Here is a 16,405-nt window from a genome sequence, read left to right as displayed (position 1 = left end):
GGTGAAGGCGAGGCCCGCGGCGGTCAGGGCGGTCTTACGGATCAGATCGGTACGCATGATGGCGTGCTCCTCTGCATCGGGGGTGCCCACACCACCCACCTGGGGGTGGTGTGGTCGTGCGGGAAAGTTCGAGGGGATGTTCTTGCCCGGCGACCCGCAATGGGGGTCGGCGTCGGGACAGTGTGTAACGGTTGCCGGTGGCGGGTCATTCCGCCTACCCACCGACGGCTGTGCTGCTGGGCCGTGCGGGGGGTTTCGGCCGTTGTGGTGCTCGGCCGTGCGGGGGATGTAACCGAGGCGGCCTGCCGGAGTGTTCCCGGCGGCTGCCGCGCCCCACGACCCGAGAGTCGCGGTGGCATGCCAGGTATAACGACCCCGGCCGGCCCCCGATTCCACCGCCGGGGTGGCCCCGACCACCCGACAGCAACGGCAAAACCGGACATCCAGCCCAACCCGTCGACCTGACGACTACGGACACGGCGGCCGAGACGGGGGGATCGACTCGGGTTCACGGAATCCGCGGCGTGCCAACGCCGGAACACCCCGACATCATGAAAGCCGAGTCGATCATGCCCGTTTGCGCCGATCGCGCACTCCGCACCGGCCTGACCCTGCCAATCGACATGGCGGGGCGAAGAGGTGTGATCGACTCGGGTTCCCGGAAAACGCGGTGTCCCGGCGCCGGGAACACCCCGACTTCAAGGAAGCCGAGTGGATCATGGCCGCCTGCACCGCAACCACAACCGCAAGCGCAACCACACCGCCACCGGCCCGGCCCAGCGCGATCCCAGGGCCAGAACGTCACCGCGACACGCGCCAGCCCGTCCATGATCGTGCTCGATCCAGGAAAGAGGCCCCTCCCCACGCCACGAGGCCACTACATCCAGGATCGAGCACGATCATGCACGGCACGGCACGGCACGGCGTGGCTCGGCGTGGCTCGGCACGATCGACCAGAACCGGGCGAGTGAGGGCAAGCTGGGTTGACCGCGCCTCGAGCCAGTTGGGGCGAGAACCGCACTCAGGTGGTGGGCTTCGCCTCCGCGCCGTCGCCGGCCTTCGTGTCAGTGTCCAAGGCGGCCAGGATCGCCTCGGCGGTGCGCCGACCCACGCCCGGCACCTCGGTGATCTCTTCAACCGTCGCGGCCGACAGCCGCTTGAGCGAGCCGAAGTGCCGCAGTAGCGCCTTGCGACGCACCTCGCCCAGGCCGGGTACGTGGTCCAGTGCCGACTCGGTCATCCGCTTGGAGCGGCGCTGCCGGTGGAAGGTGATGGCGAACCGGTGGGCCTCGTCACGCACCCGTTGCAGCAGGTAGAGACCCTCCGAGGTACGCGGGAGGATGACCGGGAACTCGTCGTCCGGGAGCCACACCTCTTCCAGCCGCTTGGCCAGCCCGCACAGGGCCACGTCGTCGATGCCCAGGTCGGCGAGGGCCTGCGCGGCGGCCGCGACCTGTGGGGCGCCGCCGTCGACGACCACCAGCTGTGGCGGGTACGCGAATTTTCGGGGCCGGCCGGTGGTCGGATCGATCAGGACGCCGACCTGCGGCTCGACCGCGTCCTGGGGGGCGGCCGAATCGTCGGCCGACTCCACGCCCACCTCGCCGGTCTCGGCCCTGGCGTCCAGGTAGCGGGCGAAGCGGCGCCGGAGCACCTCGGACATCGCGGAGAGGTCGTCGGTGGCGCCCCGGACGATGAAGCGCCGGTACTCGCTCTTACGGGGCAACCCGTCCTCGAAGACCACCATGCTGGCCACCACGTCGGTGCCCTGGATCTGGGAGATGTCGAAACACTCGATGCGCAGCGGCGAGGTGCTCATGCCCAGCGCTTCGCTGATCTCGTCCAGTGCCTTGCCCCGGGTGGTCAGGTCACCGGAGCGCTTGAGCTTGTGCCGGGCCAGCGCGTCCTTGGCGTTGCGTTCCACCGTCTCCATCAGTGAGCGCTTGTCGCCGCGCTGCGGCACCCGCAGCGACACTCGACTGCCCCGGTGGTTGGAGAGCCATTCGGCCAGCGCGTCGGCGTCCGCGGGCAGCTCGGGGACCAGCAGTTCGCGGGGCACGTCGGCTTCGCCGTGCTCGCCGCCGTACACCTGGGTGCAGAAGTGGTGCACCAGGTCGCCGGTGGTCAGATCCTCGGTCTTCTCCACCACCCAGCCGCGTTGGCCGCGGACCCGCCCATCGCGGACGTGGAAGACCTGCACGGCCGCCTCGAGCGGGTCGTCGGCGAACGCGACGACGTCCGCGTCGGTGCCGTCGCCGAGCACCACGGTCTGCTTCTCCATGGCCCGGCGCAGTGCGGCCACGTCGTCGCGCAGCCGGGCGGCCCGCTCGAACTCCAGCTGCTCACTCGCCTCGGTCATCTCGCGTTCGATCTTGCGGACCATGGTGTCGGTGCGCCCGGCCATGAAGTCGCAGAAGCCGTCGACGATGGCCCGGTGTTCGTCGGCGGAGACGGTGCCGACGCACGGCGCCGAGCACTTGCCGATGTAGCCCAGCAGGCAGGGACGACCGACCTGGCCGGCCCGCTTGAACACCCCGGCCGAGCACGTCCGCGCGGGGAACACCCGCAGCAGCAGGTCGAGGGTCTCCCGGATGGCCCAGGCGTGCGAGTAGGGACCGAAGTAGCGCACACCCTTGCGCTTGGCGCCGCGCATCACCTGCAGCCGTGGGTACTCCTCGTCGAGGGTGACGGCGAGATAGGGGTACGACTTGTCGTCGCGGTAGCGGACGTTGAACCGCGGGTCGTACTGCTTGATCCAGGTGAACTCCTGCTGGAGCGCCTCGACCTCGGTGCCGACGGTGATCCAGTCCACCGACTCGGCGGTGGTGACCATCTGCCGGGTGCGCTCGTGCAGGTTCCAGACATCGCCAAAGTAGGAGTTGAGCCGGCTGCGCAGATTTCGCGCCTTGCCGACGTAGATCACCCGGCCGGTGCCGTCGCGAAAGCGGTAGACCCCCGGTAGCTCCGGGATGGTGCCGGGTGCGGGGCGGTAGGTCGAGGGGTCAGCCACGCCGACAAGCCTAGTCCGCGGCACCGACAGCCCACCGCAGGCGCGTGATCCACTCGGTGGCCCGGAAGTCGGGGTGTCGGCACTCCCCGGACACCCCGACTTCCCGAACGCGAGTCGATCCTGCGACGCCGGGCCGACCGGTCGGTCCGCGTGCGGCGGCCGGGCCAGCCCGCCGGGTCAGGCCAGCGAGATCTGGTCGCCGGTGACCTTGATGTTCTTGGGCGGCAGCGGCTTGGTGGCCGGGCCGGCCTTCACCGAGCCATCCTCGATCGAGAACTTGCTGCCGTGGCAGGTGCAGTTGATGGTGCCGCCGTCGACGTTCGTCACCGGGCAGTTCTGGTGCGTACAGATCGGGCTGAAGCCCTTGAACTGGCCCGCCGCGGGCTGGGTGATGACCACACCTTCGGCGGCGAGGACCTTGCCGCCGCCGACCGGGATGTCGGCGGTGGTGGCCAGCGACTGGGCGTTCTGCCGGTCGCCGCCGCCGGCGTCACCGGTGCTCGGTACGGCGGGACCACCACTGGTGGGTGCGTCACTGCCGCTGCCGCCGTCGTCGCTGCCGCAGGCAGCCAGGACGACGGCCGCGCCGACCGCCCCGACGCCGGTGAGCAGGGTACGACGTGTCTGCGTACCCGTACCGGTCAGCGCCTGATCGTCACTCATGCCTCGCCTCTCTCTAGCCCGCTGCGCCGGTCGATAGCCGGCCACACTTCTCCACACGGGCAACTGTGCCGGATGGTTCATCGCGGCATTCGTCCGACCCGGCAAATGGGGCGGGGCGGGCCGTCAAGCGACCCGCCCCGCCCCGCGAACACGCACCGAGAGGTCAGCGCGCGCCGGCTGGCACCTTACGGCTGGCCCGCGCCTTGGTCACGCCGTTGGCCTTGGCGGCCCGCGTGGTGGCGGCAGCGGCACCCTTGGCCTCACCGTCGAGCTTGAGCACCTGGCGCAGGAACTCGCCGGTGTGGCTCTCGGCCACCTCGGCGACCTCCTCGGGGGTGCCGGTGGCGAGCACGCTGCCGCCGCGGTGGCCACCCTCGGGACCCATGTCGATCAGCCAGTCCGCGGTCTTGATCACGTCGAGGTTGTGCTCGATGGTGATCACCGTGTTGCCCTTGTCGACAAGCCCTTCCAGCACCATCAGCAGCTTGCGGATGTCCTCGAAGTGCAGACCGGTGGTCGGCTCGTCGAGCACGTAGACCGTCCGCCCGGTGGAGCGCTTCTGCAGCTCGGAGGCGAGCTTGACCCGCTGCGCCTCACCGCCGGAGAGGGTCGGCGCGGGCTGGCCGAGGCGGACGTAGCCGAGGCCGACGTCGACCAGCGTCTTCAGGTGCCGGTGGATGGCCGGGATGGCGGAGAAGAACTCGGCGGCCTCCTCGATCGGCATCTCCAGCACGTCCGAGACGGTCTTGCCCTTGTAGTGCACCTCCAGGGTCTCCCGGTTGTACCGGGCGCCCTTGCAGACCTCGCAGGGGACGTACACGTCGGGGAGGAAGTTCATCTCGATCTTGATGGTGCCGTCACCCGAGCACGCCTCGCAGCGCCCGCCCTTGACGTTGAAGGAGAACCGACCCGGGCCGTAGCCGCGGACCTTCGCCTCGGTGGTCTCGGCGAAGAGCTTGCGGACGTGGTCCCAGACGCCGGTGTAGGTGGCCGGGTTGGAGCGCGGTGTCCGGCCGATCGGCGACTGGTCCACGCCGACGACCTTGTCCACGTGCTCCAGACCGGAGACCCGGGTGTGCCGGCCGGGCACCAGCCGGGCGCCGTTGATCTGGTTGGCCAGCACCGCGTACAGGATGTCGTTGACAAGCGTCGACTTGCCCGAGCCGCTGACCCCGGTGACCGCGATCAGCTGACCCAGCGGGAACGAGACGGTCAGGTTGCGCAGGTTGTGCTCCCGCGCGCCGTGCACCACCAGCTCCCGGGCCGGGTCCTGCGGACGGCGGCCCGTCGGCGTCGGGATCGACCGGCGACCGGACAGGTACGCCCCGGTGATCGACTCCTTGTTCTTCAGCAGCGCCGGCACCGATCCGCTGTGCACGATCTTGCCGCCGTGCTCACCCGCGCCGGGCCCGATGTCGACGATCCAGTCGGCGGTGCGGATGGTGTCCTCGTCGTGCTCCACCACGATCAGCGTGTTGCCCAGGCCACGCAGCCGGATCAGGGTCTCGATCAGCCGGTGGTTGTCGCGCTGGTGCAGCCCGATCGACGGCTCGTCGAGCACGTAGAGCACGCCCACCAGGCCAGAGCCGATCTGGGTGGCCAGCCGGATGCGCTGCGCCTCACCGCCGGAGAGCGTGCCGGCCGGGCGGTCCAGGGAGAGGTAGTCCAGACCGACGTCGAGCAGGAACCGCAGCCGGGCGTTGATCTCCTTGAGGACCCGCTCGGCGATCATCTTCTGCCGGTCGGTCAGCTCGATGCCGGCGAGCAGGTCGGCGCACTCCCCCACGGACAGGTTGCAGACCTCGGCGATGCTCTTGCCGGCCAACGTGACCGCGAGCACCTCGGGCTTGAGCCGGGCACCGCCGCACGCCGCGCACGGCACGTCGCGCATGTAGCCCTCGTACTTGTCGCGGGACCACTCGGACTCGGTGTCGGAGTGCCGGCGCTCGATCCACTGCACCACGCCCTCGAAGCCGGTGTAGTAGGAGCGCTCACGGCCGTACTTGTTGCGGTAGCGCACGTGCACCTGATCGTCGGAGCCGTGCAGGATCGTCTTCTGCGCCCGCGCCGGCAACGCCCGCCACGGGGTGTCGATGTCGAAATGCTGGGCCTCGCCGAGCGCCTCCAGCAGACGCAGGAAGTATTCCAGGTTGTGCCCGGTGGACCAGGGCTGGATGGCGCCCTCGCGCAGGCTGCGCTCCGGGTCGGGGACCAGCAGCTCCGGGTCGACCTCCTTCTTGGTGCCCAGGCCGGTGCACTCCGGGCAGGCGCCGTAGGGCGCGTTGAAGGAGAAGACCCGGGGCTCGAGATCCTCGATGGCGAGCGGGTGGTCGTTGGGGCAGGCCAGGTGCTCGGAGTAGCGGCGCTCGCGGTCCGGGTCGTCCTCCGGAAGGTCGACGAAGTCGAGCAGGACCAGGCCACTGGACAGGCCCAGGGCGGCCTCGACCGAGTCGGTGAGCCGCTGCTTGGCGCTCGGCTTGACGGTCAGCCGGTCGATCACCACCTCGATGGTGTGCTTCTCCTGCTTCTTGAGCTTCGGCGGCTCGGTCAGCGGGTGCACCACGCCGTCGACCCGGGCCCGGGCGTAGCCCTTGGCCTGCAGCTCGGCGAAGAGGTCGACGTATTCGCCCTTGCGCCCACGGATCACCGGGGCGAGGACCATGAACTTGGTGCCCTCGGCCATGGCGAGGACCCGGTCGACGATCTGCTGCGGACTCTGCCGGGAGATGCGCTCGCCACAGACCGGGCAGTGCGGCTCGCCGATGCGGGCGTAGAGCAGACGCAGGTAGTCGTAGACCTCGGTGATGGTGCCGACGGTCGAGCGCGGGTTACGCGAGGTGGATTTCTGGTCGATCGAGACGGCCGGGCTCAGGCCCTCGATGAAGTCGACGTCCGGCTTGTCCATCTGGCCGAGGAACTGCCGGGCGTACGAGGAGAGCGACTCGACGTAGCGGCGCTGCCCCTCGGCGAAGATCGTGTCGAAGGCCAGGCTCGACTTGCCCGACCCGGACAGCCCGGTGAACACGATGAGTGCGTCCCGGGGCAGGTCGAGACTGACGTCACGCAGGTTGTGCTCGCGCGCGCCACGGATGATCAGTCGGTCGGCCACGGTGCGTGTACTCCCGGGAGAAGACGAAGCGAAGGATGTGTCCCGCTCTGGGCGGTCTTGAGCGGTCGTGCGGGCGCGGAAAACACGCCTCGGCAACTCTAGCCCCGAGGTGTGACAGTTTCCCCCGCCCGCACATTCCCCCAGCTCAGCCCGGTCGGCCGCGCCACCCGAAAGCCCGCGCCACCCGACAACGCGCACCACCCGAAAGCCCGGGCGCCCGCGCGCGCCATCCGCAAGCCCGGGCGCCCGCGCGTCGGCGGGCGCCCGGTCAGTAGCCGCCGGGCGTTGGCGGGCGCGCGGCCCGACGTCGGGCCGAACGCCACCCGCCGCGCCGCTCCGCCGCCACCCGGGCCTCCCGCCGTCGGCTCTCGTGGGCCACCTCACCCTGCAGCCGCCGCCAGCTCTCCCACCGACGGGTGGAGAGTTCGCCGGTGTGCAGCGCCTCCCGGACCGCGCAGGCCGGCTCGCCGTCGTGGCCGCAGTCGGCGTACCGGCAGCCCTCGGCCAGCCCGGCGATGTCGGCGAACGCCCGGTCGAGCCCGGCCGCGCCGTCCAGCAGGCCGACCGCCCGCACACCGGGCGTGTCGATCACCGCACCGCCGCCGGGGATGGGTACGAGGGCCCGCCAGGTGGTGGTGTGTCGACCCTTGCCGTCGACACGCCGGATCGCCTGGGTGGGCATCATCACCGCCCCGACGAGGGCGTTGACCAGGCTCGACTTGCCCGCACCGGACGGGCCGAGCAGGCCGAGCGTGCGACCGGGTGCCACCTCGGCGCGCAGCGGGTCCAGCCCGAGGCCGAGTTCGGCGCTGACCGGCAGCACCGGCACCCCGGGGGCGACGGCGGCCAGCTGGCGGGCCAGCGCGGCCGGGTCGGCCGCGAGGTCCGCCTTGGTCAGTACGACCAGGGGGCGGGCGCCGGACTCATGGGCCAGGGCCAGCAGCCGTTCGATCCGGCCCACGTCCGGTTCGGGGTGCACCGGCTCCACCACGGCGGCGGCGTCGAGGTTGGCGGCCAACACCTGGCCGCTGGCGTCCTTGCCGGCGGTACGCCGGATCAGCGCGCCTCGCCGTGGCAGCACCACCTCCACGGTGACGCGGCGGTCCGGCCAGTGGGTGAGCAGCACCCAGTCCCCGGCGCAGGGCAGCGCGGACGGGTCCCGTGCGGCGGCGCCCAGCACCGCCCCACCCAGGCTGGCCCGAACCGGGCCGACCGCGGTCAGCACGGTGCAGACCCCCCGGTCCACCCGGGCCACCCGACCCGGCTGATGCTCGCCGCGGCGCGCGGCGTACGCCGTCCGCTCGGCGTCCCAGCCGAGGGCGGTCAGATCGATCGTCATGGCATCCTCATCGGTGTCGAAGCTGGTGATGGCGGAACACGCGTGCCACGTCCGGCATGATCACCACCTCCGTCCGATGTCCCGGTGCCGCGTCTGCCGCTGACGGTAGGTGGCGTGCCGACGCGCCGAAAGCGATTTCCCCGGCGACGGCACGACGACGGACCGCTAGGGTCGACGGGTGACCACGGATCCGCTGCTGCTGATGGGCGAGGTGGACGCGGCCACCAGCCGACTACTCCGTACCGCTGCGTCTTTCGACGCCGCGGACCTGGCCGCCGCGTCGCTGCTGCCGGGCTGGACGCGCGGCCACGTGCTGGCGCACCTGGCACGCAACGCCGACGGCTTCGTCAACCTGCTCACCGCGGCCCGCACCGGGCAGGCGCTGCCGATGTACGCCTCGCTGGAGGCCCGCACGGCGGACATCGAAGCCGGTTCGAGCCGGCCACCGGCGGAGCACCTGGACGACCTGCGACGCACCGCGGACCTGTTCTCCGAGGCGGTCGCGGCGATGCCGGCCGAGGCCTGGGCGGCGACGGTGCAGGCGCGTAAGGGGCCGTGGCCGGCCGCGCTGCTCGTCTGGGGCCGACTGCGGGAGATCGAGGTGCACCACCTCGATCTGGCCGCCGACTACCGGGCCGCGCACTGGTCGGAGACGTTCGCCCACCGGCTGCTGCGCGAGGCGGCCAGCCACCACGCCATGGGGCCGACACCACCGTCGATGGTGTTGCGCCTCGACGGCAGCGAGCACGAGGTGGTGATCGGTGAGCGCGCCGGCGCCCCGATCGTCGCCGGTCCCGCCCCCGACCTCGCCGCCTGGCTGATCGGCCGTGCCGACGGCGCCCCACTCTCCGTCACCCCCGACGGTCCCCTGCCTACTCCACCGGAATGGATTTAGAAACGTCATGACATACAGCGGAGACGTCACGCACGGCGGCGCCCCGGCGGTTCGGGAGCTGGACGGGCTGACCATCAGCAAGCTGTCGGTGGGCCCGATGGACAACAACGCCTACCTGCTGCGCTGCACGGGCACCGGTGACCAGGTGCTGATCGACGCCGCCAACGAGGCACCCCGGTTGCTCGAACTGATCGGTGACGGTGGGCTCACCGCCGTGGTGACGACCCACCAGCACATGGATCACTGGGTGGCGCTGGAGGAGGTCGTCGCCAAGACCGGCGCCCGGGCGCTGGTGCACGCCGATGACGCGGCGGGGCTGCCGATCGAGGCGGAGCGGCTGGCCGACGGCGACACAGTGGCGGTCGGCGACTGCGCGCTGGAGGTCATCCACATCAAGGGGCACACCCCGGGTTCGATCGCGCTGCTCTACCGCGACCCGGCCGGCACCCCGCACCTGTTCACCGGCGACAGTCTCTTTCCCGGTGGGGTGGGTAACACCGACAAGGACCCGGAACGCTTCGCGGCGTTGATCGGCGACGTCGAGCACAAGCTGTTCGACCAGCTACCGGACGACACCTGGTTCTACCCGGGCCACGGCAAGGACAGCACCCTGGGCGCGGAACGCCCCGCCCTCCCCCAGTGGAAAGCCCGAGGCTGGTAACCCCACCACCAACCAAGATCACCAACCGTCGACCAAGAACCACCCAGATCAATAGCCCCCGACGACGGGCGGCGGCACCCCGCGCGCGAGCCGGCACCACGACGGGGGCGGGGGCCCGCCGTGCCCGGCGCAGGGATCAAGCCTGACCGCCCGGAGCCGGGCACGGCGGGCCCCCGCCCCACCCACCGCAACCCGGCCCCGAGCGCCCCCAGAGAAAAGCTCAGCCGACGACGGAGAACAACCGCCGCCGCGCCCCCAGCAACGCGACGGAGGCCAGCACCAGCCCGACGCCCATCGTGACCAGCAGCGGGCTGGGGTCGCCCGGCAGCAGCCCGGCCACCGACCGTGACGCGGTGCCCAGGGCGAGGTAGAGACCGGCCCAGGCGGCCGCGCCGATCGTCGCGCAGCCGAGAAATCGGCGGTACGACATCCGCAGCCCACCGGCGGCCAGTGGCAACAGCGCGTTGAAGACCGGCAGGAACGGCGCGACGACCATCATCCGGCCGCCGCCGCGGCGCAGGATTCCTTCCGCCGCCGTCCAACGGGTCTCGCCGATCCAGCCGCCGACGCGGCTGTGGCGCAACCGGTCGGAGTAGCGTCGGCCGATCAGGAAGCTCAGCGACCAGCCGGCCAGGCAGCCGATCAGCACCGCGGTGAAGGTGGCCAGCCCGGTGCTCGGGCGGCCGACGCCGACGGCGGCGAGGATCGCGACGTCGCCGGGGACGAGGACACCCAGCAGGGGTACGGCGTCGAAGAGCATGACGAGCCCGAGCGCGCCCATCAGCAGCAGAACCGGTAGTTCTCCGATCTGGGCCAGCCATTGCGTCATGCGTCGACGCTATGGCCGTCGCGCCACTTCGGACATCGGGTCGTAGCCCCCAGTGACCCCTGGGATCGGCCTCGGGGTCGCCCCTGAGTCGTGGTCGGGCCTCAGGCGGGGCGCAGCACCTGCACGTGGCGTAACGACGAGTCGACCGACGGTTCGGTGGTGGGCACCGGGTAGTCGGCCAGCACGGTCAGGCGGTCCGTCGGTAGGTGTCCGCGGCCGGGGTCGCCGACCAGCACGTCGGCGCCCGCGGCGGCGGCCCGCTGCAGGAAGGGCAGCATCCGGTCGGCCATCGCGCGGTCGTAGAACACATCCCCGGCGACCACCAGGTCGACCTTCGCGTCGGTGCTGTCGAGCAGGTCGTCCCCGGTGACGTCGACGTCGACGTGGTTGGCCCGCGCGTTGAGGGTGACGGCGGCGACGGCGTACGGGTCGATGTCGTTGGCGATCACCTCCGCGGCGCCGGCGAGCGCGGCGGCGATGGCCACCAGCCCGGACCCGGCGGCGAGGTCGAGCACCCGGCGGCCGGCGGCCATCTCCGGGTGGTCCAGGAGGTGGCGGGCCAGGGCCTGCCCTCCGGCCCAGGCGGACGCCCAGTACGGCGCCGGCAGCGCGTGCCCGGCGGCGGCCTCCATCCGGGCCCACCAGACGATCGCGTCCTCGGCCAGGTGCAGCCGCACCTCGGGGACGAACGGTGTGGGCATCAACCGGAGCCGGTCGAGACCGGTGCCGGGCGCGTGGATTTCGCGTTCCAGCTCGGTCAGCGCGTCGGCTGCGGCATCCCTCATCGGCGCAAGCATGCCCCAGCGGCGGTTGGTCGGGGCGGGTTTCGCATGCCGGCGCGCAGAGTTCACCCGAGTTCCGTCAAAGACCTACGGCACTTCGGCCAGCGGATTGGGGTTTTGCCCGTTACTGTCGAACAGGTACGGGCGATCATCGGCCAGAGGCCGAGGGTCAGCCGCTTTGAACAGGGAGAGATGCATGGCAACCGGCACGGTTAAGTGGTTCAACTCGGAAAAGGGCTTCGGCTTCATCGAGCAGGACGGTGGAGGGCCGGACGTCTTCGTCCACTACTCCGCCATCGCTTCGAGCGGCTACCGGGAGCTCAACGAGGGCCAGAAGGTCGAGTTCGAGGTGACCCAGGGGCAGAAGGGTCCGCAGGCGGACAACGTCCGCCCGATGTAGCTCCGTGCCGGTGACGGCGGCCGGTCTCCGGCCGCCGTCGCAGCGCACTCAAGACGCCGCCGGGGCGGCGGGCAGGTCCCGCCGCCTCCGGATCGGCCCCACCAACAGAATCAACGGGGTGACCGCCAACCAGGCGGTCATCACGACGATTGCCGTCCCGACGCCGTAACGCGCGCCGACCGCACCGGCCAGCACGGCTGCCAACGGGATCGTGCCGTAGTTGAGCAGGTGCATGCTCACCGTCACCCGGCCCAGCAGGTGGTGCGGCGTGTACGTCTGCCGGAAGGCGCCCTTGACCACGTTGCCGATGGCCACCCCGAGGCCGATCAGCAGACCGCCGACGGCCGGCCAGGCCAGCCCGACGCCGGGTGCGGCGAGCGGAATGAGTAGCGCGGGTGGGCCGGTGAGCGCCGCCGCGATCAGCAGGGCTCGCGCGGTGCCGTAGCGCCGCGCCACCGTGGTGGCGAGCAGCGCTCCGATGATCCCGCCGGCGCTCATCACTCCGACGAGCCCGCCCACCAGGCCCGGCTCGAGACGCAGGTCGCGCACCAGGAAGACCACCAGGACGGCCTGGTAGCCGGTCAGCCCGATGTTGCTGGCCGCGCCGAAGACCGTCAGCACCCGCAGGTACGGGTCCCGGATGACGAAGCGCAGCCCCTCGGTGATGTCGCGGCGCAGCGATCGGGTTCGGTCCGAGGGGCGTACCCGTGGTTCGCGGGTGCGGATGCGCAGCAGGAACACCGCGGAGAGCAGGAACGTGAGCGCGTCCAGCAGCAGTGCGGCGACGGCACCGGTGAGCTGGGCGATCAGACCGGCGAGGCCGGGCCCGACGACGTAGCTCACGGTCTGGGTGGCCTGGAGCTTGGCGTTGCCTTCCGGCAGTTGCCCGGGTCGCAGCAGCACCGGCAGGTAGACCTGGTCGGCGGTTTCGAAGAAGACCCGTGCGGTGCCCGCGCCGAGGGCGACCACCAGCAGTTGCGCGACGGTGAGCCGGTCCAGCAGGGCGGCCAGCGGCACGCTGAGGAAAGCCACCGCGCAGAGCAGGTCGCAGATCACCATCACCGGCCGGCGGGGCAGCCGGTCGACCCACGCGCCGGCCGGCAGGCCGATCAGCAACCAGGGCAGCCAGGCCGCGGCGGTGAGCACCGCCACCTGGAAGGTGCCGGCGTCGAGGACGGTGACCGCGACCAGGGGCAGCGCGACCGTGGTGACGTTGCTGCCGACGCTGCTGACCGCCTGGCCGGCCCAGAGCAGCCGGAAGTCGCGGTGCCGGAGCAGCCCTCCGCTCGGCCGGACGTCGGTGGAGTCGCCGCGGGTGGCGGTGGTCACGGTCGGGCCGGTACGCCGTGGACGAACACGAAGACCGGCCTGCGGTCGGCGTCGTCGTCGGGCAGGTCCCGGTTGGCCCAGCGCGCGAGGACGTCGATCAGCTCGTGGCTCAGCTCGGCCAGTTCCTCGGGGGTGAGGCGCAGCCAGTGGTCGGTGGAGAACGGCGCGTCGTTCCAGCTGGCCTGGGTGGTCTCGTCGGCGGCGTGCCAGGCCCGGGCCAGGGCGACGTGCCGGTCGAGGTTGAGTGAGGTGGCGGCGTCGGCGACCGCTCGGGAGGCCGGGTCGGCGTCGAAGTCGGTGTTGGACCAGCGCAGCGCCCGGGTGACCAGGCGCCACCACCGCTCGCGCCGGTCCCGGGCCAACTCGGGCGCCTCGGTGACCAGATCCGCGCCGGCGAGGACCTTGAGGTGGTGGCTGACGTTCGCGGGAGCCTGGTCGGTGCGCTCGGCGAGCAGGCCGACGGTGGAGGGGCCGTGCACCTTGAGCACGTCCATCAGCCGGCGGCGCAGCGGGTGGGACATGGCGGCCAGCACCCGGGAGTCGGTGATCTGGCGTACGTCGGAGCTGTCCATGCCGACAGAATGACATCCGCAACGACTGTTGCGCAATAAATATTGCGCAACAGTCGTTGCGGATCAGTGTCATCTCGCGCCGGCAGAGCCGGCTGGCGCCGCTCAGGCGACCATGCGTCGCGCCAGTTCGTCGGCGACCTGCTTGGCCAGGGTCGGTGGAATGGCTGCGGCTATCTTCTCCGGGGTTAGTCCGGCCAGTACGCCCTGGATGATCGCCAACTCGTCGGTGACGTCCTTGCCGGCCAGCGTGGTGAGCGCGAGCTGCATCGTGGCGATCTGCGCGCCGAGCGTCTTCAAGGTCGGATGCGTCGCAACGAAGCCGGTGACGGTGGCGTCCTCACCCAACGCTATCCGCGTGTAGGTCTGTCCGATCGGGTTGCGGCCATCCAGCACGGTGAGGTTCTTGTGGACGGTGGCCAGCCAGTTGTGTTCTTCGGGGGTCATGTCGTCGTCCTCCAGGAGTCCGATGGTGCTGAGGTAGCGGCGGAACAACGGCCGCTGGTCGCGGCCTGCCTTGATCGCGTCGCGGAAGAAACTGAAGTGCGTGTGCCAGCGGTGTGAATCGTCGCCGCTGCTGCGCTTGCCGAGGCGATCCCACCGCTTCACCGTGGTGCCGTTGGGGCTGTAGATGATCTCGCGGATGTCCCGGGTGTCGGCTGCGCTCGCGGCGCACTGTGCGACGCACCAGACCGAGAAGCTGGCCAGAGTGCTCGTGCGACCACCGGAGTGGACCTCGAACGGGCCGACGTCCAGCGCCGCCGCGTCGAGGGTCAGCCCGGCCCTGTCCCGGGGCGACTCGACCACCGAGTAGTCGTTGGTAACCACCCGGTCCGATCCGCAGTGGTAGCCGCCCCGGTGGGCCGGGTCGCCGACGATGCCGACCTCGCCCGGATCCAGGTCGTCGGGCCCCGGGGCGTTGTCGAGGTGAGTGAGGAGAAGGCTTCGGACGGCCAGAAGATTAGCCGGGGCCCGGGTCATGGGGTCCCCCTTTCGAGAGGCGGGGACCGGGCGCGACGTCACACCGCGTACGCGGTGTTGGGCTTTGGACGAGCCCGGCCTACTGATGCACGGCGCCGGGCGTTGACTCAACCATAGCCCGTGTTTTGGACAAACGCCCAGCTCAGAGCAGGTCAGTTCAGATTGGAGATTGCCGAGGTTCAGAGTGGACGATTGGCAACAGCAGCGCCGAGGGGTGAGCCGGATCGTGCAAAACTTGCCGCTGGCCGGCACGCAGCGTCACCGCCGTGCCGAGGGGTTCCCCGGTGCCGGGGTTGCGGGCCCATCGTGGATGGGCACCACCGGAGACCTGCACCCGCAGTCGGTGCCCGGCGGCGAACCGGTACGCGGTCGGCCAGAGCGGCACCGGAACCCGCAGCACGCCGCAGGGATCGGCCGGGAAGCGCTCCGGGGTGACCCGCACCAGACCGTCGCACACGTTCCACGAACGACCCTTGCGGTCCACGTCGCACAGACGAACGAAGACGTCCAGGTACGGCAGGTCACTGCGGACGTGGATCTCGGCGCGGACCGGGCCGATCACCTCGACCGGCTCGGTCAGCGGGTCGCTGGTGTAGGTCAGCACGTCGGGGCGGGCCTCGACGCGCCGGTTGTCCACCGGGCCGGCCCGCTGGGCGACGAGCAGTGGCCCGCCCAGCGACGGGGTGGGGTCGGCGGGGTCGTAGCGGAACTCGTCCGGCGTCGACGCGACCGGCGGGCGCGCCGCCAGCGCACCACCGGGTTGCAGGTGCCAGGCGGTCTCGACCGCCGGTGGTGGCCAGTCCGGCAGGTCCCGCCAGCCGCCGCCGGCACCACTGACGTACAGCCGGACCGGCGGCGCGGCGGACCGCGCCCGTGCGGGCGGCCGGGGCGCGGCGGGCAGGTGCTCGTCGAGCCAGGCCAGCCCCTCGCGCAGCGCGGCCACGAACAGTCCGGGGCTGCCGTGCGTCCACGGGCCGATCACCAGGCGCGCCGGTGTGCCGGCGGCGCGCAGAACGGCGTGGTCGTCGAGCTGGGCGGGAAGGAAGATGTCGTGCCAACCGGTGACCATGACCACCGGCGCCCGCACCTGGGCGACCCGGTCGGCGAAGACCCGGGTCCGCCAGTACGCGGCCTGCGGGGTGTGGTGGCGCAGCCACTCCTGGAAGAACGGGATGGTCACCCCGGTGGCCACCCGGTCGGCGTCGGCCAGGGGGAGGTGCTCCAGCGCGGCGGCCAGCCGGGGCTGCCCCCGCTTGAGTTCCCACTGCCGGGCCAGCCACGGCACGGTCTGGGCGTGCAGCAGCTCCGCCCAGGTGAGCACGGTGTCCAGGGCGAAGGACTCCCCCGCGTACGTCGAGTCGCGGGTGGCCGAGGCGGTCACCACGGCGACCATCGCGCGCAGCTCCTCGCCGGCGTCGGCGGCCAGCGCCCACTGGGCGAAGCCCTGGTAGCTGACCCCGAACATGCCCAGCTGCCCGGACCACCAGGGCTGGCGACGCAGCCAGTCCAGGGTGTCCGCGCCGTCGTCGCGCTCGTGCACCAGCGGGGCGAAGGTCCCACCGGAGCCGCCGGTGCCCCGGCACGACTGGATCACCGCGTGTCGACCCCGCGCGGCGAGCAGCCGACCGAGCAGCCGCAGTGGACCGCCCCGCCCGTAGGGGGTGCGGATCAGCACGGTCGGCGCGCCGCCGACGCCGGGGGCGTAGTGGTCGGTGCGCAGCACCACACCGTCGCGGGCCCGCACCGGGAGGTCCCGGGTGACCCGCACCGGGCCGGGGCGGGTCGGCGGCAGCCGCAGCGCGGCGCTGGCGAGGCGGGTGACGAGCCGGTCCGGCACC

The 16,405-nt window shown here is 71.6% G+C and carries 13 protein-coding genes; 3 read left to right on the top strand and 10 right to left on the bottom strand.

Annotation, left to right across the window (positions count from 1 at the left end):
- Positions 1–1,021: 1,021 nt before the first annotated feature.
- From uvrC to rsgA, 4 genes are all read right to left on the bottom strand, one after another.
- The gene (gene uvrC / locus ACIBD9_RS21485) at positions 1,022–3,010 is read right to left on the bottom strand and encodes an excinuclease ABC subunit UvrC (RefSeq protein WP_396720101.1); all 1,989 of its coding nucleotides are present in this window, start codon (positions 3,008–3,010) and stop codon (positions 1,022–1,024) included.
- Between the two features lie 177 nt (positions 3,011–3,187).
- Positions 3,188–3,673, bottom strand: coding sequence for a Rieske (2Fe-2S) protein (locus tag ACIBD9_RS21480; protein WP_396720099.1), 486 nt, complete (start codon positions 3,671–3,673; stop codon positions 3,188–3,190).
- A gap of 163 nt (positions 3,674–3,836) precedes the next feature.
- Positions 3,837–6,782 (bottom strand): excinuclease ABC subunit UvrA, encoded by a 2,946-nt coding sequence (gene uvrA, locus ACIBD9_RS21475; protein WP_387171311.1) that lies wholly within the window; start codon positions 6,780–6,782, stop codon positions 3,837–3,839.
- A 268-nt stretch (positions 6,783–7,050) separates the two neighbouring features.
- Entirely contained in the window at positions 7,051–8,121 is a 1,071-nt protein-coding gene (gene rsgA / locus ACIBD9_RS21470; RefSeq protein ID WP_396720097.1) for a ribosome small subunit-dependent GTPase A, read from the bottom strand.
- A 178-nt stretch (positions 8,122–8,299) separates the two neighbouring features.
- Here rsgA and ACIBD9_RS21465 point away from each other — a divergent pair, with 178 nt between their 5' ends.
- Positions 8,300–9,016, top strand: coding sequence for a maleylpyruvate isomerase family mycothiol-dependent enzyme (locus ACIBD9_RS21465; RefSeq protein WP_396720095.1), 717 nt, complete (start codon positions 8,300–8,302; stop codon positions 9,014–9,016).
- A 7-nt stretch (positions 9,017–9,023) separates the two neighbouring features.
- Positions 9,024–9,677 carry an MBL fold metallo-hydrolase gene (locus ACIBD9_RS21460; RefSeq protein WP_396720093.1) on the top strand — a complete coding sequence of 218 codons (654 nt, stop codon included), beginning with the start codon at positions 9,024–9,026 and terminating at the stop codon, positions 9,675–9,677.
- 220 nt (positions 9,678–9,897) lie between these two features.
- Here ACIBD9_RS21460 and ACIBD9_RS21455 read toward each other — a convergent pair whose 3' ends face one another.
- Together ACIBD9_RS21455 and ACIBD9_RS21450 are read right to left on the bottom strand one after the other, a co-directional pair.
- Positions 9,898–10,506: a DedA family protein gene (locus ACIBD9_RS21455; protein ID WP_396720091.1), complete on the bottom strand. Its 609-nt coding sequence runs from the start codon at positions 10,504–10,506 to the stop codon at positions 9,898–9,900.
- 101 nt (positions 10,507–10,607) lie between these two features.
- Entirely contained in the window at positions 10,608–11,291 is a 684-nt protein-coding gene (locus ACIBD9_RS21450) for a class I SAM-dependent methyltransferase (RefSeq protein WP_396720089.1), read from the bottom strand.
- 193 nt (positions 11,292–11,484) lie between these two features.
- On the opposite strand from ACIBD9_RS21450, the gene ACIBD9_RS21445 reads away from it, so the two are divergent.
- Positions 11,485–11,688 (top strand): cold-shock protein, encoded by a 204-nt coding sequence (locus ACIBD9_RS21445; protein WP_007462771.1) that lies wholly within the window; start codon positions 11,485–11,487, stop codon positions 11,686–11,688.
- Positions 11,689–11,736: 48 nt separating this feature from the next.
- On the opposite strand, the gene ACIBD9_RS21440 is transcribed toward ACIBD9_RS21445, so the two are convergent.
- The 4 genes from ACIBD9_RS21440 to ACIBD9_RS21425 form a co-directional block, all read right to left on the bottom strand.
- Positions 11,737–13,017: an MFS transporter gene (locus ACIBD9_RS21440; protein WP_396720087.1), complete on the bottom strand. Its 1,281-nt coding sequence runs from the start codon at positions 13,015–13,017 to the stop codon at positions 11,737–11,739.
- Entirely contained in the window at positions 13,014–13,589 is a 576-nt protein-coding gene (locus tag ACIBD9_RS21435) for an ArsR/SmtB family transcription factor (RefSeq protein WP_396720085.1), read from the bottom strand. The genes ACIBD9_RS21440 and ACIBD9_RS21435 overlap by 4 nt, the downstream gene beginning before the upstream one ends.
- Positions 13,590–13,691: 102 nt before the next feature.
- A complete protein-coding gene (locus tag ACIBD9_RS21430) occupies positions 13,692–14,567 on the bottom strand; it encodes a hypothetical protein (RefSeq protein WP_396720083.1) in 876 nt (291 codons plus the stop codon).
- Positions 14,568–14,724: 157 nt separating this feature from the next.
- Positions 14,725–16,404 carry a CocE/NonD family hydrolase gene (locus ACIBD9_RS21425; RefSeq protein ID WP_396720081.1) on the bottom strand — a complete coding sequence of 560 codons (1,680 nt, stop codon included), beginning with the start codon at positions 16,402–16,404 and terminating at the stop codon, positions 14,725–14,727.
- Position 16,405: the final 1 nt, after the last annotated feature.

The organism is Micromonospora sp. NPDC050784 (genome assembly GCF_044456765.1).
Lineage (GTDB): Bacteria > Actinomycetota > Actinomycetes > Mycobacteriales > Micromonosporaceae > Micromonospora > Micromonospora foliorum.
Note: the sequence above shows the minus strand (reverse complement) of the source record. Positions and strands in the feature narration are given on the sequence as shown.